Here is a 22718-nt window from a genome sequence, read left to right on the forward strand (position 1 = left end):
TCAGTCCAATTAGTGTCAGTGTATTACTCACTATTGGCTGAGGATTCAAATTTCAGCTTGTTCCGGATTGTTAAAGAGCATAATACTTCACAGCATACTGTTGCCAATATACTCTGAAGTATTGATTTACAGGACTAAATGGTGGAGCTAAGCGGGATCGAACCGCTGACCTCCTGCGTGCAAGGCAGGCGCTCTCCCAGCTGAGCTATAGCCCCATATAGTCACGTACAGATACCTTAATAACTCATCAGTTGATGAGTCAGCCAATTTATTTCCAGGCAAGGCGGAGTCATACGACGTTTGCATCGGCAAACGAGTGTGACGACAACGCAGCATGGGAAGAAATTGGTAGGCCTGAGTGGACTTGAACCACCGACCTCACCCTTATCAGGGGTGCGCTCTAACCACCTGAGCTACAAGCCTATAAAGGTATTTCTGCTCGTTATTCTTCATCAGACAATCTGTGTGGACACTGCACTCAATCAGTATCTTTCAGGTAAGGAGGTGATCCAACCGCAGGTTCCCCTACGGTTACCTTGTTACGACTTCACCCCAGTCATGAATCACAAAGTGGTAAGCGCCCTCCCGAAGGTTAAGCTACCTACTTCTTTTGCAACCCACTCCCATGGTGTGACGGGCGGTGTGTACAAGGCCCGGGAACGTATTCACCGTAGCATTCTGATCTACGATTACTAGCGATTCCGACTTCATGGAGTCGAGTTGCAGACTCCAATCCGGACTACGACGTACTTTATGAGGTCCGCATGCTCTCGCGAGGTAGCTTCTCTTTGTATACGCCATTGTAGCACGTGTGTAGCCCTACTCGTAAGGGCCATGATGACTTGACGTCATCCCCACCTTCCTCCGGTTTATCACCGGCAGTCTCCTTTGAGTTCCCACCATTACGCGCTGGCAACAAAGGATAGGGGTTGCGCTCGTTGCGGGACTTAACCCAACATTTCACAACACGAGCTGACGACAGCCATGCAGCACCTGTCTCAGAGTTCCCGAAGGCACATTCGCATCTCTGCAAACTTCTCTGGATGTCAAGAGTAGGTAAGGTTCTTCGCGTTGCATCGAATTAAACCACATGCTCCACCGCTTGTGCGGGCCCCCGTCAATTCATTTGAGTTTTAACCTTGCGGCCGTACTCCCCAGGCGGTCGACTTAACGCGTTAGCTCCGGAAGCCACTCCTCAAGGGAACAACCTCCAAGTCGACATCGTTTACAGCGTGGACTACCAGGGTATCTAATCCTGTTTGCTCCCCACGCTTTCGCACCTGAGCGTCAGTCTTTGTCCAGGGGGCCGCCTTCGCCACCGGTATTCCTCCACATCTCTACGCATTTCACCGCTACACATGGAATTCTACCCCCCTCTACAAGACTCTAGCCTGCCAGTTTCGGATGCAGTTCCCAGGTTAAGCCCGGGGATTTCACATCCGACTTGGCAGACCGCCTGCGTGCGCTTTACGCCCAGTAATTCCGATTAACGCTTGCACCCTCCGTATTACCGCGGCTGCTGGCACGGAGTTAGCCGGTGCTTCTTCTGTGGGTAACGTCAATACATGAAGCTATTAACTTCACATCCTTCCTCCCCACTGAAAGTGCTTTACAACCCTAAGGCCTTCTTCACACACGCGGCATGGCTGCATCAGGGTTTCCCCCATTGTGCAATATTCCCCACTGCTGCCTCCCGTAGGAGTCTGGGCCGTGTCTCAGTCCCAGTGTGGCTGGTCATCCTCTCAGACCAGCTAGGGATCGTCGCCTAGGTGAGCCATTACCTCACCTACAAGCTAATCCCACCTGGGCACATCCGATGGTGTGAGGCCCGAAGGTCCCCCACTTTGGTCCGAAGACATTATGCGGTATTAGCTACCGTTTCCAGTAGTTATCCCCCTCCATCGGGCAGTTTCCCAGGCATTACTCACCCGTCCGCCACTCGTCACCCGGGGAGCAAGCTCCCCTGTGCTACCGTTCGACTTGCATGTGTTAGGCCTGCCGCCAGCGTTCAATCTGAGCCATGATCAAACTCTTCAATTAACAGCTTGATGCTCAAAGATTACTTTCAATAATTCAAATGAATTACTGTCTGGTCACTCTTTAAGACTTGGTATTTTTTGTGTCGTTACACCGAAGTGCAATGACGTGAGATACCGTCTTGTGAGTGCCCACACAGATTGTCTGATAAATTGTTAAAGAGCATGGCCGACAGAAAGCTGCGCTTCCCGCGGCACGGGCTGCGTATATTACGCGAATCCGTTTCAGAGTCAATGAGTTCATTCACTCTATTTTGTTTCTCATTTAAGAGAATTTCGAATTGGGATTTGTGAGTTCGCTCACATCCGTTCGATGGAGGCGCATTATAGGCATCGGATCTTTTTGCACAAGGCTTTTTTGATAAATGGTTTGCACCAGTACGGTCAGACCAGGAAGTATGTGGCGACGCATGTCGAATGCGGAAATCGAGGGCAAAGACGATGATAGCAACGAAAAGCGGTAAAAAGTGGCACGTGCTGGGAGAGGTAAAAGATAAGGATGTCGCGCTGGTGGCCTGTAAGCACTACGACAAGAGCAAACGGTTATGGGTTTATGAGCTCAAACCGAAATCAGAAGTACAGTAACAACACACAGGTCATCTTCGGATGGCCTTTTTCATTTTAGCCCATCTGAGAGCTGGTATGCCTGACATCCGGAGATAAGCGCCGGGGGCTAATTCTTTTCACTTAAACACGGACACTCCAGCGGGGTGCGAGATATGCGTATGCCAGAAAAAAACATAGGGTTCTGGGCGGAAGTTTGGAACTGGATCAACACCAATACCCCGGTCATTTCTGGCGCGTTAATGGCTTTTCTCGTTGCAGTAGCCAGGTCAATGAAAGAAGGGGAAGGGCTTAAAAGATCGCTGCTTGAAGCCACTCTATGTGGAATATTAAGCCTCGGCATTATCTCAGCATTTGAATACTTCGGTCTCCCACCCAACCTGGCCACGTTATTCGGCGTCATCATCGGATTTCTGGGCACGAAGAAACTGGCTGAAATACTCGACACATTAATTGGACGCCGGATAGGAGGTCACAATGGAAACCAGTCAGACCGGAATAAACCTAATTAAAGAATTTGAGGGATGCAGGTTAAAGGCGTATGTATGCCCTGCTGGTGTCCTCACGATTGGCTACGGCCATACTGACCAGGTGAAGCGCGGTGATGAAATCACTATTAGTCAGGCAGAACGATACCTGAGAGGTGACTTAGTCAAGTTTGAGGCTGATGTGAGTCGTCTGGTGAGGGTGCCACTGACACAGGGACAGTTTGATGCGCTAGTCTCCTTTGCTTATAACGTAGGATCGCGTGCCCTGAGCACATCCACACTGCTGAAAAAACTGAATGCACAGGATTATATCGGTGCCGCTCATGAGTTTCAGCGCTGGAATAAGGCAGACGGTAAGGTACTGGATGGCTTAGTCAAGCGCCGGAGAATGGAACGGCGGAGGTTTGAATCATGATCTGGCGAACATTATTACCAATAGCTGCGGTTTTTTTTGCGCTCATATTCGGTGTTTATCACCTATGGTCAGCGAACGCCACGCTGAAATCTGACAACGCCACACTGACTAAACAGCGTGATGACGCTAAGGGCGAAACCGCAACACTCCGTAATCAATACAACACGATTAACGAGGCTCTCAATAATGCAGCAGAGCAGAAAAGACAATCAGATGAAGCAACAAAAATGCTCAAAGACAGGCTTACTGAATTACAGAAAAGTTCTGTTTGTAACCGCGAGCCTGTTTCTGATGCTGTCTCTGACCAGTTGCGCCAGCGAGTCGCCGAAGTTAATAGTACCGTTGCCGATACCACAAACGTTGTTCATTAAATGCCATGCCCCGGATTACTGGGTAAAGACTTACGGCGATTATCCGGGCTATGTTGCTGAGCTGCTGGTGGTGATTGAGCAATGTAACAATCAGATATCAGCAATAGAGAAGATAGAAAGAAAGCGGAGCAAATAAAAAGATTTCATATGCACACTTTTTACTCTACAGGCTCTATTTTAGCTTATTTTTTAAACAAAAAAAGGCAATTTTGGATCCATTCATACTAAAAGGATCCAAATCGCATAAAATAGAATGATCTACTTCTCTAATAATTTTCAGGATGCCATTCAAAATGTCAGGTGCTATTCGTAACTATCTCCATCATACACCCCAAATTGGTCAACGGGTCATGATAGATCGATCCAGTCAGATCATTGGTCAGGTAACTCTAGCTGATGATTCAAATGTTTGGCCTTTAGCTATTATTCGGGGAGATGTTAATTTTATCTCTATTGGTGCCAGAACGAATATTCAGGATGGTTGTATTTTGCATGTCTCCCGGGGCAGTGAGTCAAATCCTGACGGGCATCCTTTAATTATTGGAGACGATGTTACCGTTGGGCATGCGGCAATTCTTCATGGTTGCACTATTGGTAACAATACACTGATAGGAATGGGAGCCCGGGTACTTGATGGCGCTATTGTAGAAGATAATGTAATGGTCGGTGCTGGCAGTTTAGTTGCACCAGGCAAACGTCTTGAAAGTGGTTATCTGTATCTCGGTAATCCCGCCCGGCAAGCTCGCCCGTTAAATGAAGCAGAAATAGCCTCGTTAGCAGCTTCAGCTAAAAACTATGTCATTTTGAAAGACGAATATTTAAATGGCTAAATAGCTATCCATTAAATGATTATCCAGCCATCGCTGTCGAATTCTGCATTTAAAATCATTTGTTCGAATTCATCTTCCAGATCCCAACGATACTACCTGAACAATTCAATAAACTGTTCAGGCAATTCGGCAAAACCAAAACGCGCTTTGATAACTTCACTCGAAATACAGCAGTGAACCTGAAATCCATTAGCCAATGCCGTGCAGACAACAGCATTACGAATCGGATCCCATTCTTCATTATCGGTGAAAATGATTGCCTGATTCACTTAGCCAGCTCTTTGCGCAATTCATTCAGCACTGGTTCAACTTCTGGCATTACATCATGCCAAAGATAAAAAGCATGAGCTGCTTGCCCCACCAGCATCCCTAAACCGTCAGCATGTTTCCCCACCCCATGTTCTACAGCCCATTTCAGAAACGGAGTTAATGCGGCCTGATAAAACATGTCATAACATGCTGTATCTGAAGATATTAATGATGATGGAATGGAAGGAGTATCTCCACTAATCCCTGTCGAAGTCGCATTAATGATCAGATCAAACTGCTCTTCTGCTAATGCATGGGATTCTTTACTGCTAATGCTGCCAAACGATGAAAATAATGTGGCTAGCATTTCTGCCTTTGCATATGTTCGGTTAGTAACTACTAACTTACAGCCGTGTGACAGTAACGGTAAAATAACGCCTCTCGCTGCCCCACCAGCACCTATCAATAAAACTCGCGATCCGGGTATAACCATGCCCAAACGCTGCAAATCGCTCAGTAATCCAATACCATCGGTGTTATCACCTAACAGACGTCCATCATCCAGACGTTTTATGGTATTGACTGCACCAGCAGAAGCCGCACGTTTAGTAAGCTCATCGCATATTGCATAAGCTCGCTCTTTAAAAGGCAAAGTAATATTGGCGCCTTTGGCTCCATCAGCAAAAAATGTCCTGATTTCATTTTCAAATTCATCAAGAGAGCCTAACTGCGTAGCATAGTGCAAATCGATCCGGCAACCTTCGGCAAAAAGATGGTGAATACGCGGTGATTTACTATGAGCGATTGGATTACCAAAAACAGCGAATTGTTGCATAAAACCCCTGAGAATTATTATCCCTGTCTGTATAATTTTCCGGTTAATACGTCCCGGATTTCTGAAGGTTTTTGACGACCACCCACCAGACCTTTCAATACTGGAAAGCTATCACCAAACTGCTGCTGAACACATTGTTCTGTTTTGCAGGGCTCTAATCCACTTAAATTGGCACTGGTTGAAACCAGAGGCTTACCAAACGCCTGACAAAGTTTCTGTACCAGTAAGTGATCGCTAACCCTGACGGCCAGTGAGTTAAACCGCCCGGTTAACCACTTTGGCGTGGAAGGTCGTGCCGGTATGACCCAGGTTACAGGCCCCGGCCAGCTAGAAAACATCGCTATTTTTTGTTCTGCAGTTAACTGTGCATCATTGATATAAGGCTGTAATTGCTCATAATTTGCAGCAATCAATATTAACCCTTTCTCCCATGAGCGCTGTTTTAATTGCAGAAGATGTTCCACTGCTGATCGATCGTCTGGATCACAACCCAAACCAAATACTGCTTCTGTTGGATAAGCAACAACTTGCTGTTGCTGAAGTTGCTCTACTATAAATTCTAAATTATCAGTCATCTTTCTCTGTCGAAACTTCTTTGCCGCACACTTTACTTGCACAAAACAGGCGATTACCTTTGGAGGTGCGTTTTTCCATCAAAAGAGGATAGCTGCATATTGGGCAGATTCCAGCTACAGGAGTATGATTAAGTGCAAATTGACACTCAGGATAGCGATCGCAGGCGTGAAAAACCTTGCCATAACGAGACTTTCGCTGGAGTAACTTCCCTTGCTTACACTGTGGACAAGCGATCTGTGTTTCATCAGGCTTATCAATCACCGCAATATATTCACAGTCAGGATAACTACTGCACCCAATAAACATACCGTAGCGTCCCTGGCGTAATACCAGAGTTTCACCGCATTGAGGGCAATTCTGTCCATCCAACACTTTAACCACATGACCATCGCTTTGCGATGTCAACGAGTGAATATAGGTACATTCAGGATAACGAGAACATCCTTGAAATGGCCCCTGCTTTCCCGTGCGAATAACTAATGGTGCGCCACACTCGGGACAGAGCTCTTCGCTTTTTCCTGTAAACAATGCTGTTTTACTCATAGCCTCACTGCTAATCGTTTAAAGCCGATTGATAACTACAGTCTACCTGATTAAAACCATTTTTAGATCCCCCTTGTTTATCTGGCTCTGATATATCCTCCCTGAACCACCTGCACCGCACCAGACAATTCCAACTCAAGCAGTTGAATCATCACCTCAGTAACTGATAAAGACATTTTCTCCGCTATAACATCAACGGAAATGGGCTGAGAACTAACATGTTCATACAATGGTGAATCCACCAGCGGACAATCCGGACTAAACAACAAAGGAACTGGTTCAGCCGACAGTTCAGATGATAGCGGCGTTATCCAACATAATGAACTGTTAAGGTTTTCTATAATATCTTCTGGTTGAGCTACCAAAAGTGCGCCTTGCTGAATCAGACTATGAGTTCCTTCACTATTACGGCTATCTAATGGGCCTGGAATTGCAAATACTTCCCGACCTTGCTCCAGTGCATATTTTGCCGTAATCAGTGAACCGCTGCGTAAACCAGCTTCAATGACCAGAACCCCCAAACAGAGGCCGCTGATAATTCGATTTCGTCGTGGAAAATACTCAGCCCTTGGTGCTTCAAAAGGTAAAAACTCAGAAACTAACGAACCCTGATTTTCCAATATCTTTTGAGCCAGTCCCAAATGACTTCTGGGGTGAAGTTTGGCAAGTCCGCTTCCCAAAACAGCTATTGTAATTCCCCCCACAGCCAAAGCTCCCTGATGACTGATACCATCAATACCTACAGCTAAGCCACTGGTTATTACTAATCCCGTAGTTGCCAGCTGTTGTGAGAAATAGCTAGCCCAAATTTGGCCATAGTGACTGTAATGACGACTACCTACTATTGCCAATTGAGGCTTGGTTAAATTAACTTTTTCTCCACGAACGAATAAAGCCAGCGGAGCCGAAGAGATATTTCGTAAAAGGTCCGGATATTCCGGGTCAATATAGGTGACTAAATGGCAATCCTCCCCTTCCAACCATCTGAGGTTTTTTATCAGCTGATGTGGTTCTACCTGTAAAAATGCATCCACTTGGTCACGGCTGAACCCCAGCACAGGTAAAAGCTGTTCACTAAAAACGATCTGCGATGGTTCTACATTTCTTAGCCGACGGATATAAGGAAGCTTTTGCCCTGATATCATCAGCAATCTTAGCCACCACTCGTCCCTTTCCATTAAATTACCTGCATCATGCCGTAGCCTGTTTAGCAGATTAAAATGAAAAATCATCAAAAACGAACACCAGAATTGCTTATTTTGAGAGTGTTCTCATTGATGTAATAACAACATCGCCCATATGACTTAATTCTTCGCTAAAGCTCGCATTTATGAAGATTGAATATTCGACAAACCCGCTACCACTAGGTTATCTATCACTTCAATAGTTGACTGATACTGTCAATCATCGCCGGAAAGGTCTAGAATATAAGCATGATATTTTACCCATTAATTGGTGATTTAAAGAGATATGGCAGTATTACCTGTATTACATTTTCCCGATGAAAGACTACGCATCAAAGCCAAACCGGTTGCGGAAGTTACGCCAGAAATACAGCAGATCGTCGATGATATGCTGGAAACGATGTATGCCGAAGAAGGTATTGGCCTTGCAGCTACGCAAGTTAATATCCATCAGCGTATTATCGTGATTGATGTTTCGGAAAATCGCGATGAACATTTCGTTATTATTAATCCGGAAGTACTGGAAAAATCTGGTGACACAGGTATTGAAGAAGGTTGTCTTTCCGTACCTGAATCCAGAGGCTTTGTGCCTCGTGCAGAACAGATCAAGATTCGCGCTTTAGATCGCGATGGAAAACCGTTCGAATTAGAAGCTGATGACCTGTTGGCAATCTGTATTCAGCATGAGATGGATCATCTGGAAGGCAAACTGTTCGTTGACTATCTTTCTCCGCTTAAACGCCAGAGAATCCGCCAGAAATTAGAAAAAATTGCCAGACAGGAAGCTCGTTCACAGTAACAGCGTGGCAACTTAATCCATCAGATAGGGTAGGAAATTGTAGTGTCTCAACCTTTGCGAATTATTTTTGCCGGTACCCCTGATTTTGCAGCGCGTCATCTGGACGCACTGCTTTCATCCCATCACCAAATCGTAGGTGTATTCACTCAACCCGATCGCCCTGCTGGCAGAGGCAACAAGCTGACGCCAAGCCCTGTTAAACAATTGGCTGAACAACATAACATCCCTGTATTTCAGCCCAAATCATTGCGGCCAGAAGAGAACCAACAGTTAGTTGCTCAACTTAATGCAGATGTTATGGTGGTCGTTGCCTATGGTCTGATTCTGCCTCTGGCTGTATTAAACATGCCCAGATTAGGCTGTATCAATGCGCATGGTTCGCTATTGCCTCGCTGGCGTGGTGCTGCACCTATTCAGCGCTCACTATGGGCTGGGGACAGTGAAACAGGTATCACCATTATGCAAATGGATGAAGGGCTTGATACTGGCGATATGCTATACAAGCTTACCTGCCCTATTTTACCTGAAGATACCAGCGCCACTCTGTATGACAAACTGGCTAAACTGGGTCCTGAAGGCTTACTTAACACACTAACGGGACTAGCCGAAGGTTCTATCAAGGCAGAAAAACAAGATAATGCCTTGGCTAACTATGCCGATAAGCTGAGCAAAGAAGAGGCTAAACTCGACTGGTCACTCTCAGCGGCCCAGTTAGAGCGCTGTATTCGTGCCTTTAACCCCTGGCCTGTCAGCTATTTCATCATTGACGATCAACCGATAAAAGTCTGGGCTGCTGATGTTATTGAAGATAATACTCAGGCAGAACCTGGTACCATCGTTGAAGCCAGTAAGTCAGGTATTCAGGTTGCTACTGCTCAAGGTATTTTGAATATCACTCAACTTCAACCTGCCGGTAAAAAAGCGATGTCCGCTCAGGATTTGCTAAATTCTCGCCGGGAATGGTTTGTCTCAGGTCATCGATTAGCCTGATTTCAGGTGCTGGTCATCCTGACCAGCACAGTTATGAATAGCCTAATAATGGCTCGGTCCACTTTCTATGAATAACAAATATAATCTTCGGGCTATTGCTGCCAGCGCTATCAGCCAGGTTCTGGATAAGGGACAATCCCTCAGTACGGTACTTCCTGAATACCAAAAAAACATTTCTGATAAAGATAAATCACTACTGCAAGAACTTTGTTTCGGCACGCTGCGCGTTCTACCTGAGCTAGAGTGGTATGTACAGCAGCTAATGGCAAAGGTCATGACTGGTAAACAAAGACCATTACACTATCTGTTAATGGTTGGCCTCTACCAACTGTTATATACCCGAATTCCTGCTCATGCTGCTGTCGCAGAAACAGTAAATGGCGCGGTTGTATTAAAACGGCCACAAATGAAAGGCCTAATCAATGGCGTAATGCGTCAATTTCAACGCCAGCAACAGATTATGTCCGAACAATTTCAATCCCAAAATGGCCGCTTCTTGCATCCCGGATGGCTGTTACAACGAATACAACTTGCCTATCCACAACAGTGGCAAGCCATTATCGATGCCAATAATCAAAAACCTCCAATGTGGCTACGAGTAAATCGCCAGCATCACTCATGCGAGCAATATCTGCAATTATTGCAGCAAGCAGGTATCGAGGCTTTTCCTCATCCTGATTATTCTGACGCTTTACGTTTAGCTGCTCCTTGTTCCGTTACGCTTTTACCTGGTTTTGAACAAGGTTGGGTTACCGTTCAGGATGCATCAGCCCAAGGCTGTGTATCTGTTCTCGAACCACAAAATGGCGAAATTATTCTGGATCTGTGTGCGGCCCCAGGTGGAAAAACCACTCATATACTGGAAGCAGCTCCAGAAGCTAAAGTTATTGCTGTGGATGTTGATGAAGGACGCCTGAAGCGCGTTACTGAAAATCTGGTCCGTTTAAATCAGCAAGCAACTGTCATTGCCGGGGATGGTCGAGAACCACTGACCTGGAGCAATGGTCAAATATACGATCGCATCTTATTAGATGCCCCATGCTCAGCTACTGGTGTGATTCGCCGCCATCCGGATATCAAGTGGTTGCGCCGTAACAGTGATATTGATGAGTTGGTATCACTACAGAAAGAGATCATTAATGCTATCTGGCCACAATTAAAGTCAGGCGGCACCATGATTTATGCAACCTGTTCTATTCTTCCTGAAGAGAATAAATTGCAGATTGATGATTTTATTCAAAATCATAGTGATGCTAAATTGGTGAGTATTGGTGATTCACCATCACCCTATCGACAAAATTTACCTTCACCTGATGGTGGTGACGGATTTTTTTATGCCAAACTGATAAAGGCATAAGCTGGGTCAGTAACAAAATATCTTCGGCGCTAAAAAGAGAAAAAAATGAAAATTATCATTCTCGGTGCAGGTCAGGTTGGTGGAACACTGGCAGAAAATCTGGTTGGTGAAAATAACGATATTACTCTGGTTGATAATAATATTGTTCGCTTACGCCAATTGCAGGATAAGTTTGACCTGCGCGTAGTACAAGGGCATGCCTGTCATCCCCGGGTATTACGTGAGGCCGGTGCTGACGATGCAGATATGTTGGTAGCCGTTACTAACTCTGACGAAATCAATATGGTGGCCTGTCAGATTGCTTATTCTTTATTTAATACCCCAAACCGTATTGCCCGTATTCGTTCACCAGAATATATCCGTGAAGAAGACAAGCTGTTTGAACCTGAAGTTATTCCTGTCGATCACATAATCTCTCCTGAACAGTTAGTTACTGATTACGTATACAAGTTAGTTGAATACCCAGGGGCTTTACAGGTAGTGAATTTTGCCGAAGGTAAGGTCAGTATTGCTGGCGTTAATGCCTATTATGGCGGCCCGTTAGTAGGTAATGCATTATCTTCTCTGCGTGAACATATGCCCCATATTGAAACTCGCGTGGCTGCAATATTCCGTCAGGACCGTCCAATTCGCCCACAGGCTTCCACGATTATTGAAGCAGGTGATGAAGTATTCTTCGTTGTCGCCTCTGAAAATATTCGCGCGGTAATGAGTGAATTACAGCGTCTGGAAAAGCCTTACAAGCGATTAATGATTGTTGGAGGCGGTAACGTAGGAGCCGGTCTCGCCAAGCGTTTAGAGAAAGACTACAGCGTCAAGCTTATTGAACGGGATGCAGAGCGCGCGGCTGAATTAGCAGAGATCCTACAAGATACGGTGGTGTTTTGTGGCGATGCGTCAGATCAGGAGCTCCTTTCAGAAGAACATATTGAACAAATAGATCTGTTTATCGCCCTAACCAATGATGACGAAGCCAATATCATGTCGGCAATGTTAGCCAAACGATTAGGTGCCAAAAAAGTCATTGTACTGATTCAGCGACATGCTTATATCGATCTGGTTCAGGGTAGCGTTATTGATATTGCCGTTTCTCCTCAGCAGGCCACTATTTCAGCACTGTTAGGTCATGTCAGAAAAGCAGATATCGTCAGCGTTTCTACACTACGCCGTGGAGTGGCTGAAGCCATAGAAGCTATTGCCCATGGTGATGACACTACGTCCAAAGTTGTTGGCCGTCAGCTTGAAAATATTAAGCTACCACCGGGCACCACCATCGGGGCGCTTGTTCGTGGGAACGATGTAATTATCGCCGACAGAACGACAGTCATTGAGCAAGGTGACCATGTCATCATGTTCCTGGCAGATAAAAAATATATTTCTGATGTTGAACGGCTATTCCAACCAAGTCCATTCTTCCTCTGATAACTCAGGGCTTATTCACTGAACACAGTAGTAATAAGCCTATATTTTTCCTCATTTATCTGGAAAAATACCGATCGATTGTTATGCTTATAACACACGTTGAATTAAAGGTAATTGAATATGAGTCTGCTTAAAGAATTTCGCGAATTTGCAATGCGCGGTAATGTTGTTGACCTGGCTGTCGGTGTCATTATTGGTGCAGCATTCGGTAAAATCGTATCATCACTGGTATCTGATATCATCATGCCGCCACTGGGATTATTGATTGGCGGAATAGATTTTAAGCAATTTGAATGGGTGCTGCGTGCCGCACAAGGAGACACTCCTGCTGTTGTGATGCATTACGGCGTTTTCATTCAGAATATTTTTGATTTTATTATTGTTGCTTTTGCTATCTTTATGGCTATTAAGCTGATGAATAAAGTGCGTCGTGAACAACCGCCAGCGACTCCACCGGCCCCAACAACAGAAGAAAAGCTGTTAACCGATATCCGCGATATCTTAAAACAACAGCAAAAGTAATATAGACTGAAAATTAACAGAAGGCTGGAGATAAAAAGACGCTCTGCATCACCTTATCTCCAGCCTCCCGCACTATTTTTCCTGCATGTTTTGGTTTGCGCTGATAGCTGCCTTTTCCTTTCACATTCTTTTCTATGCGCTGCCGAAACAACGGATCGTGTAATAACGCCTGCAACGCATTATCCTGAATAGTTCCTTTTTGGTGCTGATATTTCGCCATAACGACCTCTCAAATTTATATTGGCTATAAAACGCGCGCATCATAGTACAAAAATGATTTATTGCCTATCTGGTTCTTAGATCTATATGTGGCAACTTGTTAGTTGCACCATACTCTAATGCTTCAAGAATAGAACAATAAGCACTACTGTGAGCGCTACCACAACAGGCATCACTTAATCTTTGCAGTGATACTCGCATATGTTCCAACTCTTTCAGTTTCTTTTCCACTTCATCTAATCTGGCTTGAACAATAGACTTAGATTCCTGACAAGTATGTTGTTCAGGTTCAACTCTGATAGATAGCAATTCGGCAATAGATTCCAGCGTAAAGCCCAATTGTTTAGCATAACGAATAAACTTAAGCCGCTGTAAATCCTGTTCAGTATAAAGACGGTAACCACCTTCAGAGCGGATATCGTGTGACATCATACCCTGCTTCTCATAATAACGAATGGTGTCTGGCGTAACACTGGCTAATTTAGCCAACTGCCCAATACGATACATTGTGCTCTCCCCCTTCTTATCGTCAATTTCTATCCCACATGTTAAAATGAAAGGATATATATAGAATACCACTAACCCACTTCCGGCGTTTTGAAAAAGAGTTCTCTTTATAAAGTAGCCTTGTAAGTGACAAATAATTCAAATATGAGGTATCACATGCGCCCTGTTCAAAATAACAGACGCTCTGCTGATTTAATCGCAAAACAAGAGCAGCAGTTTCATCAACTGGCCAGTCAATTTCAGGAGGCCATGAGAAAAGCTGATTACCAGAAAGGTAAAGAGCTTGCTGAAGCCACGCTGAGAATAATGCCGCGCAACCAGGATGTTCAGGCCAGTTATGCACTTTGTTTAATGCGTACCGGTGAATATGAAAAGTCATACAAGCTTTATAAGCGTCTTTTAAAAACCGCCCCCCTGAATCAACTGCCATCAACTATGATTGATGGATTAACTGAGGTTTGTGGCTGGTTACAACGTCCTGAAGAAGTTCGCCGCTATGGTCTGATGTCACTCGAAGAAGCAGATAAAATCTTTAGCGCAGGAAAAGTTTACCCATTACCTACGGGCAACCCACCTCCGTTCAATCCAAATAATCCACAAGAAAACGTTATCTCCTTCACGCTATTCGGCTCTGCACCGCGTTATTGCGAAGCGGCCGTAATGAATGCGATTGTTAGCAAAGATCTATTTCCGGATTGGGAATGTCGCTTTTATCTGGATGACACCGTTCCTCAGGGTGTTCAGGAACGTCTTAGCAAAGCTGGAGCTAACGTCATTAAAGTGGACGAGGCGACTCGTCAGGCTCTACCGGCCCTGATGTGGCGTTTTCTGGTACTGGATGACCCTAAAGTTAAACGCTATATTATCCGCGATGCTGACTCACTGCTTTCTGAACGTGAGCAAGCAGCTATAAATGAATGGGTCAATAGTGATTATTGGTATCACCATATTCGTGACTACTTTACCCATTCAGAGCTGATTCTTGCGGGATTATGGGGTGGATGCCACAATGAGAACCTTCCTTCTGTTATCGATGCAACTCGTGAATACCTAAGCCAACAGGAAGCGCATAAACGTTTTGTGGATCAATACTTCCTGCGTCAATATATTTGGCCTACGGTTCGGCAAAGTGTGCTCTCTCATGATGATATATTTGGTTTTCACCACGCTAAACCTTTCCCTGTACATCCACCAATTCGTTGGAAAACCAATAAATTCCATGTCGGTAGTAATGCCAGCTATCAGCGAGTTGAAGTCAGCAGCAAATTAGCTGATGGAGAACTACAGTCCTGGGAACTAACAGACGAGAATGGCGTGAAGCAGGCTGAATATCGCTCAGTTGTACATAATGGTGTCTGGGAAGAATTTCTACCATTCTTCACATTAGATCAGATTAACGACAAAAAATTGACGATCCGAAATATCAATACGCCAGAGAAAGCATAATTCGAAAAGAATTTGATGTAATAAACATCAGACGTAAAAAAGCCGGGATAAACCCGGCTTTTTCTTTCAGCAACAAATATTACTCTGCTGCTTCTGCTGGAGCTTTTTCTGCACGATCAACCAGCTCGATGTAAGCCATCGGAGCGTTATCACCTGCACGGAAACCACACTTCAGAATACGAGTGTAACCACCTGCGCGGCTCGCAAAACGCGGGCCAAGCTCATTAAACAGTTTTGCCACGATCTCGTTATCACGAGTACGGGCGAATGCCAGACGACGATTAGCAACGCTGTCGGCCTTAGCAAGTGTAATCAGTGGTTCAACCACGCGACGCAGTTCTTTCGCTTTAGGTAAAGTCGTCTTGATAATCTCATGACGAACTAAAGAACCTGCCATGTTACGAAACATAGCTTGGCGATGACTGCTGTTGCGGTTCAGTTGACGTCCACTCTTACGATGGCGCATGACCTTATCCTTCTCAGTAAAACCTTAACCTGTGATCCGGTTACTCGTCAGCAATGCTCGCTGGTGGCCAGTTTTCCAGGCGCATGCCCAGAGACAAACCACGAGATGCAAGCACGTCTTTAATCTCAGTAAGAGATTTTTTACCCAAGTTAGGAGTTTTTAACAACTCAACTTCGGTACGCTGTACCAGATCACCGATGTAGTGGATAGCTTCTGCCTTGAGGCAGTTAGCGGAGCGGACAGTCAGTTCCAGATCGTCAACAGGGCGTAGCAAGATCGGATCGAACTCTGGCTTCTCTTCTTTAACTTCTGGCTGACGTACATCACGTAAGTCAACGAAAGCTTCAAGTTGTTCAGCCAGGATGGTTGCCGCACGGCGAATTGATTCTTCCGGATCAATCGTACCGTTAGTTTCCATCTCGATGACCAGCTTATCCAAGTCAGTACGCTGTTCTACACGCGCTGCTTCAACATTGTAGGCAATACGCTCTACCGGGCTGTAGCATGCGTCAACCAACAGACGACCAATTGGACGCTCATCTTCTTCCGTATGAATACGGGCAGAAGCCGGCACATAACCACGACCACGCTGAACTTTGATACGCATACTAATAGATGCGTTCTCATCAGTCAGATGGCAGATCAAGTGCTGAGGTTTGACGACTTCAACATCCCCATCATGGGTAATGTCGGCTGCAGTCACAGGGCCAATGCCAGACTTATTCAAGCTAAGAATAACTTCATCTTTACCATGAACTTTCACCGCCAGCCCTTTCAGGTTGAGCAGGATTTCCAGGATATCTTCCTGTACGCCTTCTTTGGTGCTGTACTCATGTAGTACACCATCAATCTCAACTTCAGTTACCGCACAACCCGGCATTGATGAAAGCAGAATGCGGCGCAGTGCGTTACCTAAAGTATGGCCGAAGCCACGCTCTAACGGCTCAAGGGTCACCTTAGCGTGCGTCGAACTCACTTGCTCGATATCTACCAGGCGTGGTTTTAGAAACTCTGTCACAGAACCCTGCATTGTGTCCTCTCTTTGGTACTAAACTTTACTTAGAGTAAAGTTCGACGATCAGGTGTTCGTTAATGTCCGCAGACAGATCGGTGCGCTCTGGATTACGTTTGAAAACGCCTTCCATTTTAGCAGCGTCAACTTCGATCCAAGTCGGCTTTTCGCGCTGTTCAAACAGCTCTAAAGCGGCTTTAACACGAGATTGCTTTTTCGCTTTCTCACGTACGCTGACTACGTCATTCGGAGATACCTGAAAAGAAGCGATGTTAACAACGCGACCATTAACCATTACAGCTTTGTGGCTAACTAACTGACGTGCTTCTGCACGAGTAGCGCCGAAGCCCATACGGTAAACCACATTGTCTAAGCGACCTTCTAAAAGCTGCAGCAGGTTTTCACCTGTGTTGCCTTTCAGACGCGTTGCTTCTTTATAATAATTACGGAACTGACGCTCAAGAACACCGTAGATACGACGAACTTTTTGCTTCTCACGTAACTGTACACCATAGTCAGACAGACGTGGCTTACGCGCACCGTGCTGACCAGGAGCTTGTTCAATTTTACACTTGGTATCGATCGCGCGAACGCCAGACTTAAGGAATAAGTCGGTGCCTTCACGACGGCTAAGCTTGAGCTTAGGACCCAAATATCTTGCCATTTTCTTTCTCCAACAATCCTAGAAACTGTGGCGATTAGACGCGACGTTTCTTAGGAGGACGACAACCGTTGTGAGGAATCGGAGTCACATCAGTAATATTAGTGATGCGGAAACCAGCCGCGTTTAATGCGCGGATAGTAGACTCACGACCGGGACCTGGGCCTTTAACCATAACTTCCAGATTCTTAATTCCATACTCTTTTACTGCTTCTGCGCAGCGCTCTGCTGCAACTTGCGCAGCAAATGGAGTGGATTTACGAGAACCACGGAAGCCGGAACCACCAGCTGTTGCCCAACCCAATGCATTACCTTGACGATCGGTAATAGTCACAATGGTGTTGTTAAAAGAAGCATGGATATGAGCCATACCGTCAGAAACTTGTTTTCTTACACGCTTACGTGCACGAACAGGTGCTTTTGCCATTATTCAATCACCCCGATTATTTCTTGATCGGTTTACGCGGACCCTTACGGGTACGGGCGTTAGTCTTGGTACGCTGACCGCGAACCGGTAGACCACGACGATGACGTACACCACGGTAACAACCAAGGTCCATCAGACGCTTGATGCTCATGGTAACTTCACGACGTAGATCACCTTCAACAACGTACTTGGCAACTTCGTCACGCAGCTTGTCAATTTGCTCTTCAGACAGTTCACTGATCTTAACATTTTCAGCAATACCAGACGCTACACAGATAGCCTGTGAACGGGTTTTGCCGATACCGAAGATCGCAGTTAATGCGATAACAGTATGTTTATGATCAGGAATGTTAATGCCTGCTATACGGGCCACTATGCACTCCTACAATAAAATAAGGCAACATTACTCTGAAAAGCCCGTTTTCAGGATACTCAAATAATGTTGCTTGTCTTACACAAAAGATTGGCTGGCTAATCTAGCCAGCTCAATCACACTTTGCAAGAAAAATATGTCAAAATTTTAGCATTAACAACAATCAGCCTTGACGCTGTTTGTGTTTCGCTTCAACGCAAATCACACGAACAACGCCGTGGCGCTTGATGATTTTGCAGTTGCGACATAACTTCTTGACGGAAGCACGAACTTTCATTTTAACTCTCCGTAACTTCTCAAGCTAGCTGAATTAACGGCCATAGCCTTTCAGATTTGCTTTCTTCAATGCAGACTCATATTGACTCGACATCATCAGAGTTTGCACTTGAGCCATAAAGTCCATGATGACGACAACGACGATAAGTAGTGAAGTACCACCAAAGTTGAAAGGTACTTTCATTGCGTCACGCATAAACTCCGGGATCAGGCAGATAAAGGTAATGTACATAGCACCAACAAAGGTTAACCGAGTCATTACTTTATCGATATATTTAGCCGTTTGCTCTCCCGGACGAATCCCTGGTACAAACGCACCGGACTTCTTCAGGTTATCTGCTGTTTCACGAGGGTTGAAAACCAACGCTGTATAGAAGAAACAGAAGAATATGATCGCGGCCGCATAGAGTAACACATAAAGTGGCTGTCCGGGTTGCAAATACATAGAAATAGTTGTCAACCAGTTCCAACCAGTACCACCACCGAACCATGAGGCAATTGTAGCAGGGAACAGAATGATACTTGAAGCAAAAATCGCAGGTATTACACCGGCCATGTTCACTTTCAACGGTAAATGGGTACTTTGTGCAGCATAAACGCGGCGACCTTGTTGGCGTTTTGCATAGTTAACGACGATACGACGCTGACCACGTTCAACAAACACAACAAAGAAAGTAACTGCGAATACTAAAACCGCAACCAACAGCAGCAGAAGAACATGTAAGTCACCCTGCCGAGCTTGCTCGATAGTCTGTCCAATAGCAGGTGGTAAACCAGCAACAATACCTGCAAAAATGATGATAGAAATACCGTTACCGATACCCCTTTCAGTCACCTGCTCACCCAGCCACATCAGGAACATAGTCCCCGTCACTAAGCTCACAACAGCAGTAAAGTAGAACGCAAAACCTGGATTAATTACCAGACCTGGCATTCCCATATTCGGCAAACCGGTAGCGATACCGACTGACTGGAATATGGCCAGAACCAACGTACCATATCGAGTGTACTGGCTAATCTTGCGACGGCCAGACTCGCCCTCTTTCTTCAATTCCGCTAACTTAGGATGAACCACAGTTAACAGCTGCACGATAATAGAAGCCGAAATGTACGGCATAATACCGAGCGCGAAGACAGAAGCACGACTGAGGGCGCCACCAGAGAACATGTTAAACATGTCAATGATGGTGCCTCTCTGCTCTTCGACTAACTTAGCAAGCACAGTGGCGTCAATACCAGGAATTGGAATGAAAGAGCCGATACGGAACACGATCAGAGCACCGACAACAAATAAGAGTCTGCGCTTAAGCTCGCCTATTCCGCCTTTTGCACTTTGAAAATCTAATCCTGGTTGCTTAGCCATCTGCTACTTATTCCTCAATTTTCCCGCCAGCGGCTTCGATTGCAGCACGAGCGCCTTTGGTAACACGCAGACCGCGTACAGTAACTGGACGACTGATTTCGCCAGAAAGCATAACTTTCGCGAATTCAATTTGAATGCCAACTACGTTTGCCGCTTTCAGCGCATTCAGGTCAATAACTTCGCCTTCAACTAAAGCCAGTTCAGACAGACGAACTTCTGCCGTGATCATTGCTTTACGAGAAGTAAAACCGAATTTCGGTAAACGACGATATAAAGGCATTTGGCCGCCTTCAAAACCACGACGTACGCCACCGCCAGAACGAGACTTCTGACCTTTGTGACCACGGCCGCCGGTTTTACCCAGGCCAGAACCAATACCACGACCTAAACGCTTAGCAGCGTGTTTTGCACCTTCGGCCGGAGCCAGAGTATTTAAACGCATCTCTTACTCCTCCACTTTAACCATGTAAGAAACCAGGTTGATCATGCCACGTACAGCAGGAGTATCCTCGCGCTCTACGGTGTGACCGATGCGACGCAGACCTAAACCGACCAGAGTTGCCTTATGTTTAGGCAAACGGCCGATGGAGCTGCGAATTTGAGTAACTTTAATAGTCTTTGCCATTGCTCATTACCCCAGAATGTCTTCGACAGTTTTACCGCGCTTGGCAGCAACCATCTCAGGAGACTTCATATTCTCCAAGGCATCAATAGTTGCACGAACCACGTTAATCGGGTTAGTTGAACCATAAGCCTTAGCTAATACGTTACGTACTCCGGCGACTTCCAGAACGGCGCGCATTGCACCGCCGGCGATAATACCGGTACCTTCGAATGCTGGCTGCATGAATACGCGAGAACCAGTATGAGCACCTTTAACAGGGTGCTGCAGAGTTCCGTTGTTTAATGCAACATTCATCATGTTACGACGGGCTTTTTCCATCGCTTTCTGGATCGCTGCTGGAACTTCACGCGCTTTACCGTAACCAAAACCAACACGGCCGTTGCCATCACCCACTACAGTTAGTGCGGTGAAGCTAAAAATACGACCACCTTTAACGGTTTTAGATACGCGGTTAACCGCGATCAGCTTTTCCTGCAGTTCGCCAGCTTGTTTCTCGATGTGAGACATCTTACACCTCTACCTTAGAACTGAAGGCCAGCTTCGCGGGCAGCATCTGCCAGCGCCTGGACTCTACCATGATATTGGAAACCAGAGCGGTCAAAAGATACTTTCGTAATCTCTTTAGCTAATGCACGCTCAGCGATAGCTTTACCTACTGCTGCTGCTGCATCTTTGTTTCCGGTATACTTCACTTGTTCTGCGATAGCCTTTTCTACTGTAGAAGCGGCTGCCAGAACTTCAGAACCGTTTGGTGCGATAATCTGCGCATAAATATGGCGCGGAGTACGGTGAACCACCAGGCGAGTCGCACACAGTTCTTTAATCTTACGACGTGCGCGGGTCGCACGACGGATACGAGCTGCTTTCTTATCCATAGTGTTACCTTACTTCTTCTTAGCCTCTTTGGTACGCACGACTTCGTCGGCGTAACGGACACCCTTGCCTTTATATGGCTCAGGACGACGGTAGGCACGCAATTCTGCTGCGATTTGACCAATTACCTGCTTATCAGCCCCTTTCAGGATGATTTCAGTTTGGCTTGGACATTCAGCAGTAATGCCTGCTGGCAGTTTATGGTCAATAGGATGAGAAAAGCCTAAAGCTAAATTCACCACATCACCTTTAACTGCTGCACGGTAACCTACGCCTACCAGCTGTAGCTTCTTAGTGAAGCCTTCAGTAACACCGATCACCATTCCGTTAATCAGAGAACGTACGGTACCCGCTTGGGCCCATCCGTCTACAAAACCTTCGCGTGGAGCGAAAGTAATTGCATTATTTTCCTGTTTAACTTCAACGGAATCATGGACTGTACGCGACAGCTCGCCGTTTTTACCCTTAATAGTTATAACCTGACCGTTGAGTTTTACCTCTACGCCAGCAGGAATAACGACGGGTGCTTTTGCAACACGAGACATTTTTTCCTCCTGATTAAGCTACGTAGCAGATAATCTCGCCACCAAGTCCTGCCTGGCGAGCTGCACGATCGGTCATGACACCTTTAGAAGTAGAAATAACAGCAATACCTAAACCAGCCATAACTTTTGGCAGCTCATCTTTTCTTTTATAGATGCGCAGACCTGGACGGCTGATTCGCTGAATACTTTCTACAACAGGCGCTCCCTGGAAGTACTTAAGTACTAATTCCAGTTCAGGCTTGGTGTCGCCTTCAATTTTGTAATCTTCAATATAACCTTCTTCCTTCAGCACTTTGGCAATAGCCACTTTTAGCTTGGAGGAAGGCATAGTGACCGCAACTTTGTTCGCGGCCTGACCGTTTCGGATACGGGTCAGCATATCCGCGATCGGATCTTGCATGCTCATCTGTCTCTACTCCCGTGATTCAATGGTGATATTACCAACTAGCCTTTTTCAGACCCGGGATTTCACCGCGCATTGCGGCTTCACGGACCTTGATACGACTCAATCCAAATTTACGCAGAACACCGTGTGGGCGGCCTGTTTGACGACAACGGTTACGTTGACGGCTTGGACTGGAATCACGTGGAAGAGTTTGCAGTTTGAGCACTGCATTCCAACGGTCTTCATCGGATGCATTCACATCAGAGATAATCGCTTTAAGTTCAGTACGCTTTGCGTAGAACTTGTCTGCTAACTTCACACGTTTAACTTCACGTGCTTTCATTGATTGCTTAGCCATT

The 22718-nt window shown here is 45.7% G+C and carries 32 protein-coding genes, 2 tRNA genes, 1 rRNA gene and 1 pseudogene; 12 read left to right on the top strand and 24 right to left on the bottom strand.

Annotated features, from left to right (window positions below):
• Window positions 1-139 precede the first annotated feature (139 nt).
• From GOL65_RS10945 to GOL65_RS10955, 3 genes are all read right to left on the bottom strand, one after another.
• Window positions 140-215 (bottom strand) — tRNA-Ala (locus GOL65_RS10945).
• A gap of 131 nt (window positions 216-346) precedes the next feature.
• Window positions 347-423, bottom strand: a tRNA-Ile gene (locus GOL65_RS10950).
• A 74-nt stretch (window positions 424-497) separates the two neighbouring features.
• A 16S ribosomal RNA gene (locus GOL65_RS10955) occupies window positions 498-2040 on the bottom strand.
• Between the two features lie 437 nt (window positions 2041-2477).
• Here GOL65_RS10955 and GOL65_RS10960 point away from each other — a divergent pair.
• The 6 genes from GOL65_RS10960 to GOL65_RS10980 all read left to right on the top strand — a co-directional run bounded on the left by GOL65_RS10960 (window position 2478) and on the right by GOL65_RS10980 (window position 4704).
• Window positions 2478-2621, top strand: coding sequence for a hypothetical protein (locus GOL65_RS10960; RefSeq protein WP_179038317.1), 144 nt, complete (start codon window positions 2478-2480; stop codon window positions 2619-2621).
• A 134-nt stretch (window positions 2622-2755) separates the two neighbouring features.
• The gene (locus tag GOL65_RS10965; RefSeq protein ID WP_140921451.1) at window positions 2756-3112 is read left to right on the top strand and encodes a phage holin, lambda family; all 357 of its coding nucleotides are present in this window, start codon (window positions 2756-2758) and stop codon (window positions 3110-3112) included.
• Window positions 3078-3503 carry a lysozyme gene (locus GOL65_RS10970; RefSeq protein WP_140921452.1) on the top strand — a complete coding sequence of 142 codons (426 nt, stop codon included), beginning with the start codon at window positions 3078-3080 and terminating at the stop codon, window positions 3501-3503. Before GOL65_RS10965 ends, GOL65_RS10970 begins: the two co-directional genes overlap by 35 nt.
• Entirely contained in the window at window positions 3500-3874 is a 375-nt protein-coding gene (locus GOL65_RS10975; RefSeq protein WP_140921453.1) for a hypothetical protein, read from the top strand. Before GOL65_RS10970 ends, GOL65_RS10975 begins: the two co-directional genes overlap by 4 nt.
• Window positions 3795-4010 (top strand): Rz1-like lysis system protein LysC, encoded by a 216-nt coding sequence (lysC, locus tag GOL65_RS22640; RefSeq protein WP_456152040.1) that lies wholly within the window; start codon window positions 3795-3797, stop codon window positions 4008-4010. Before GOL65_RS10975 ends, lysC begins: the two co-directional genes overlap by 80 nt.
• Window positions 4011-4167: 157 nt before the next feature.
• Entirely contained in the window at window positions 4168-4704 is a 537-nt protein-coding gene (locus tag GOL65_RS10980) for a gamma carbonic anhydrase family protein (protein WP_140921454.1), read from the top strand.
• Between the two features lie 11 nt (window positions 4705-4715).
• Here GOL65_RS10980 and GOL65_RS10985 read toward each other — a convergent pair.
• From GOL65_RS10985 to dprA, 5 genes and pseudogenes are all read right to left on the bottom strand, one after another.
• Window positions 4716-4973 (bottom strand): annotated as a pseudogene (locus GOL65_RS10985) (DUF1488 domain-containing protein).
• Window positions 4970-5788 carry a shikimate dehydrogenase gene (gene aroE, locus GOL65_RS10990; RefSeq protein WP_140921455.1) on the bottom strand — a complete coding sequence of 273 codons (819 nt, stop codon included), beginning with the start codon at window positions 5786-5788 and terminating at the stop codon, window positions 4970-4972. The pseudogene GOL65_RS10985 and the gene aroE overlap by 4 nt, the downstream one beginning before the upstream one ends.
• A gap of 17 nt (window positions 5789-5805) precedes the next feature.
• The gene (tsaC, locus tag GOL65_RS10995) at window positions 5806-6363 is read right to left on the bottom strand and encodes an L-threonylcarbamoyladenylate synthase type 1 TsaC (protein WP_140921456.1); all 558 of its coding nucleotides are present in this window, start codon (window positions 6361-6363) and stop codon (window positions 5806-5808) included.
• Window positions 6356-6907: a DNA topoisomerase family protein gene (locus tag GOL65_RS11000; RefSeq protein WP_140921457.1), complete on the bottom strand. Its 552-nt coding sequence runs from the start codon at window positions 6905-6907 to the stop codon at window positions 6356-6358. Before GOL65_RS11000 ends, tsaC begins: the two co-directional genes overlap by 8 nt.
• A gap of 77 nt (window positions 6908-6984) precedes the next feature.
• On the bottom strand, window positions 6985-8085 hold the full coding sequence (gene dprA, locus GOL65_RS11005) for a DNA-processing protein DprA (RefSeq protein WP_140921458.1): 1101 nt from the start codon (window positions 8083-8085) through the stop codon (window positions 6985-6987).
• Between the two features lie 292 nt (window positions 8086-8377).
• Between dprA and def the strand changes: the two genes are divergently transcribed.
• The 5 genes from def (at window position 8378) to mscL (ending at window position 13181) form a co-directional block, all read left to right on the top strand.
• Complete coding sequence (gene def / locus GOL65_RS11010; RefSeq protein ID WP_140921459.1) at window positions 8378-8890, top strand: peptide deformylase; 513 nt, start codon at window positions 8378-8380, stop codon at window positions 8888-8890.
• Between the two features lie 42 nt (window positions 8891-8932).
• Window positions 8933-9880, top strand: coding sequence for a methionyl-tRNA formyltransferase (gene fmt / locus GOL65_RS11015; RefSeq protein WP_140921460.1), 948 nt, complete (start codon window positions 8933-8935; stop codon window positions 9878-9880).
• Window positions 9881-9947: 67 nt separating this feature from the next.
• Window positions 9948-11237, top strand: coding sequence for a 16S rRNA (cytosine(967)-C(5))-methyltransferase RsmB (gene rsmB / locus GOL65_RS11020; RefSeq protein WP_140921461.1), 1290 nt, complete (start codon window positions 9948-9950; stop codon window positions 11235-11237).
• A gap of 45 nt (window positions 11238-11282) precedes the next feature.
• Window positions 11283-12659 (top strand): Trk system potassium transporter TrkA, encoded by a 1377-nt coding sequence (gene trkA / locus GOL65_RS11025; protein ID WP_140921462.1) that lies wholly within the window; start codon window positions 11283-11285, stop codon window positions 12657-12659.
• A gap of 120 nt (window positions 12660-12779) precedes the next feature.
• Window positions 12780-13181, top strand: a complete 402-nt coding sequence (gene mscL, locus GOL65_RS11030; protein ID WP_140921463.1) for a large-conductance mechanosensitive channel protein MscL — start codon at window positions 12780-12782, stop codon at window positions 13179-13181.
• 13 nt (window positions 13182-13194) lie between these two features.
• On the opposite strand, the gene GOL65_RS11035 is transcribed toward mscL, so the two are convergent.
• Both GOL65_RS11035 and zntR read right to left on the bottom strand, forming a co-directional pair.
• On the bottom strand, window positions 13195-13401 hold the full coding sequence (locus tag GOL65_RS11035; protein ID WP_140921464.1) for an alternative ribosome-rescue factor A: 207 nt from the start codon (window positions 13399-13401) through the stop codon (window positions 13195-13197).
• Between the two features lie 65 nt (window positions 13402-13466).
• Entirely contained in the window at window positions 13467-13907 is a 441-nt protein-coding gene (gene zntR, locus GOL65_RS11040) for a Zn(2+)-responsive transcriptional regulator (protein WP_140921465.1), read from the bottom strand.
• A 156-nt stretch (window positions 13908-14063) separates the two neighbouring features.
• On the opposite strand from zntR, the gene GOL65_RS11045 reads away from it, so the two are divergent.
• The gene (locus GOL65_RS11045; RefSeq protein WP_140921466.1) at window positions 14064-15353 is read left to right on the top strand and encodes a tetratricopeptide repeat protein; all 1290 of its coding nucleotides are present in this window, start codon (window positions 14064-14066) and stop codon (window positions 15351-15353) included.
• Window positions 15354-15432: 79 nt separating this feature from the next.
• Here the strand turns inward: GOL65_RS11045 and rplQ are convergent, their stop codons facing one another.
• From rplQ to rpsN, 14 genes are all read right to left on the bottom strand, one after another.
• Window positions 15433-15819, bottom strand: a complete 387-nt coding sequence (rplQ, locus tag GOL65_RS11050; protein ID WP_108900569.1) for a 50S ribosomal protein L17 — start codon at window positions 15817-15819, stop codon at window positions 15433-15435.
• Between the two features lie 40 nt (window positions 15820-15859).
• Entirely contained in the window at window positions 15860-16849 is a 990-nt protein-coding gene (locus GOL65_RS11055; protein WP_029095697.1) for a DNA-directed RNA polymerase subunit alpha, read from the bottom strand.
• A 25-nt stretch (window positions 16850-16874) separates the two neighbouring features.
• Window positions 16875-17495, bottom strand: a complete 621-nt coding sequence (rpsD, locus tag GOL65_RS11060; RefSeq protein ID WP_130593136.1) for a 30S ribosomal protein S4 — start codon at window positions 17493-17495, stop codon at window positions 16875-16877.
• A gap of 34 nt (window positions 17496-17529) precedes the next feature.
• Window positions 17530-17919: a 30S ribosomal protein S11 gene (gene rpsK, locus GOL65_RS11065; protein WP_027275681.1), complete on the bottom strand. Its 390-nt coding sequence runs from the start codon at window positions 17917-17919 to the stop codon at window positions 17530-17532.
• 16 nt (window positions 17920-17935) lie between these two features.
• Window positions 17936-18292 (bottom strand): 30S ribosomal protein S13, encoded by a 357-nt coding sequence (rpsM, locus tag GOL65_RS11070; protein WP_130593137.1) that lies wholly within the window; start codon window positions 18290-18292, stop codon window positions 17936-17938.
• 163 nt (window positions 18293-18455) lie between these two features.
• Window positions 18456-18569 (bottom strand): 50S ribosomal protein L36, encoded by a 114-nt coding sequence (gene rpmJ, locus GOL65_RS11075; protein ID WP_108900572.1) that lies wholly within the window; start codon window positions 18567-18569, stop codon window positions 18456-18458.
• A gap of 33 nt (window positions 18570-18602) precedes the next feature.
• Window positions 18603-19931: a preprotein translocase subunit SecY gene (gene secY / locus GOL65_RS11080; RefSeq protein ID WP_130593138.1), complete on the bottom strand. Its 1329-nt coding sequence runs from the start codon at window positions 19929-19931 to the stop codon at window positions 18603-18605.
• A gap of 7 nt (window positions 19932-19938) precedes the next feature.
• A complete protein-coding gene (gene rplO, locus GOL65_RS11085; RefSeq protein ID WP_130593139.1) occupies window positions 19939-20373 on the bottom strand; it encodes a 50S ribosomal protein L15 in 435 nt (144 codons plus the stop codon).
• Window positions 20374-20376: 3 nt separating this feature from the next.
• The gene (gene rpmD, locus GOL65_RS11090; protein ID WP_029095691.1) at window positions 20377-20556 is read right to left on the bottom strand and encodes a 50S ribosomal protein L30; all 180 of its coding nucleotides are present in this window, start codon (window positions 20554-20556) and stop codon (window positions 20377-20379) included.
• 6 nt (window positions 20557-20562) lie between these two features.
• Window positions 20563-21063: a 30S ribosomal protein S5 gene (rpsE, locus tag GOL65_RS11095; protein WP_029095690.1), complete on the bottom strand. Its 501-nt coding sequence runs from the start codon at window positions 21061-21063 to the stop codon at window positions 20563-20565.
• A gap of 14 nt (window positions 21064-21077) precedes the next feature.
• Entirely contained in the window at window positions 21078-21431 is a 354-nt protein-coding gene (rplR, locus tag GOL65_RS11100) for a 50S ribosomal protein L18 (RefSeq protein WP_130593140.1), read from the bottom strand.
• Between the two features lie 9 nt (window positions 21432-21440).
• Window positions 21441-21974, bottom strand: coding sequence for a 50S ribosomal protein L6 (rplF, locus tag GOL65_RS11105; protein WP_108900575.1), 534 nt, complete (start codon window positions 21972-21974; stop codon window positions 21441-21443).
• Between the two features lie 13 nt (window positions 21975-21987).
• Entirely contained in the window at window positions 21988-22380 is a 393-nt protein-coding gene (gene rpsH / locus GOL65_RS11110; protein ID WP_130593142.1) for a 30S ribosomal protein S8, read from the bottom strand.
• Between the two features lie 31 nt (window positions 22381-22411).
• Window positions 22412-22717: a 30S ribosomal protein S14 gene (gene rpsN, locus GOL65_RS11115; RefSeq protein ID WP_047779700.1), complete on the bottom strand. Its 306-nt coding sequence runs from the start codon at window positions 22715-22717 to the stop codon at window positions 22412-22414.
• Between the last annotated feature and the right edge of the window lies 1 nt (window position 22718).

Source organism: Limnobaculum xujianqingii, assembly GCF_013394855.1.
Lineage (GTDB): Bacteria > Pseudomonadota > Gammaproteobacteria > Enterobacterales > Enterobacteriaceae > Limnobaculum > Limnobaculum xujianqingii.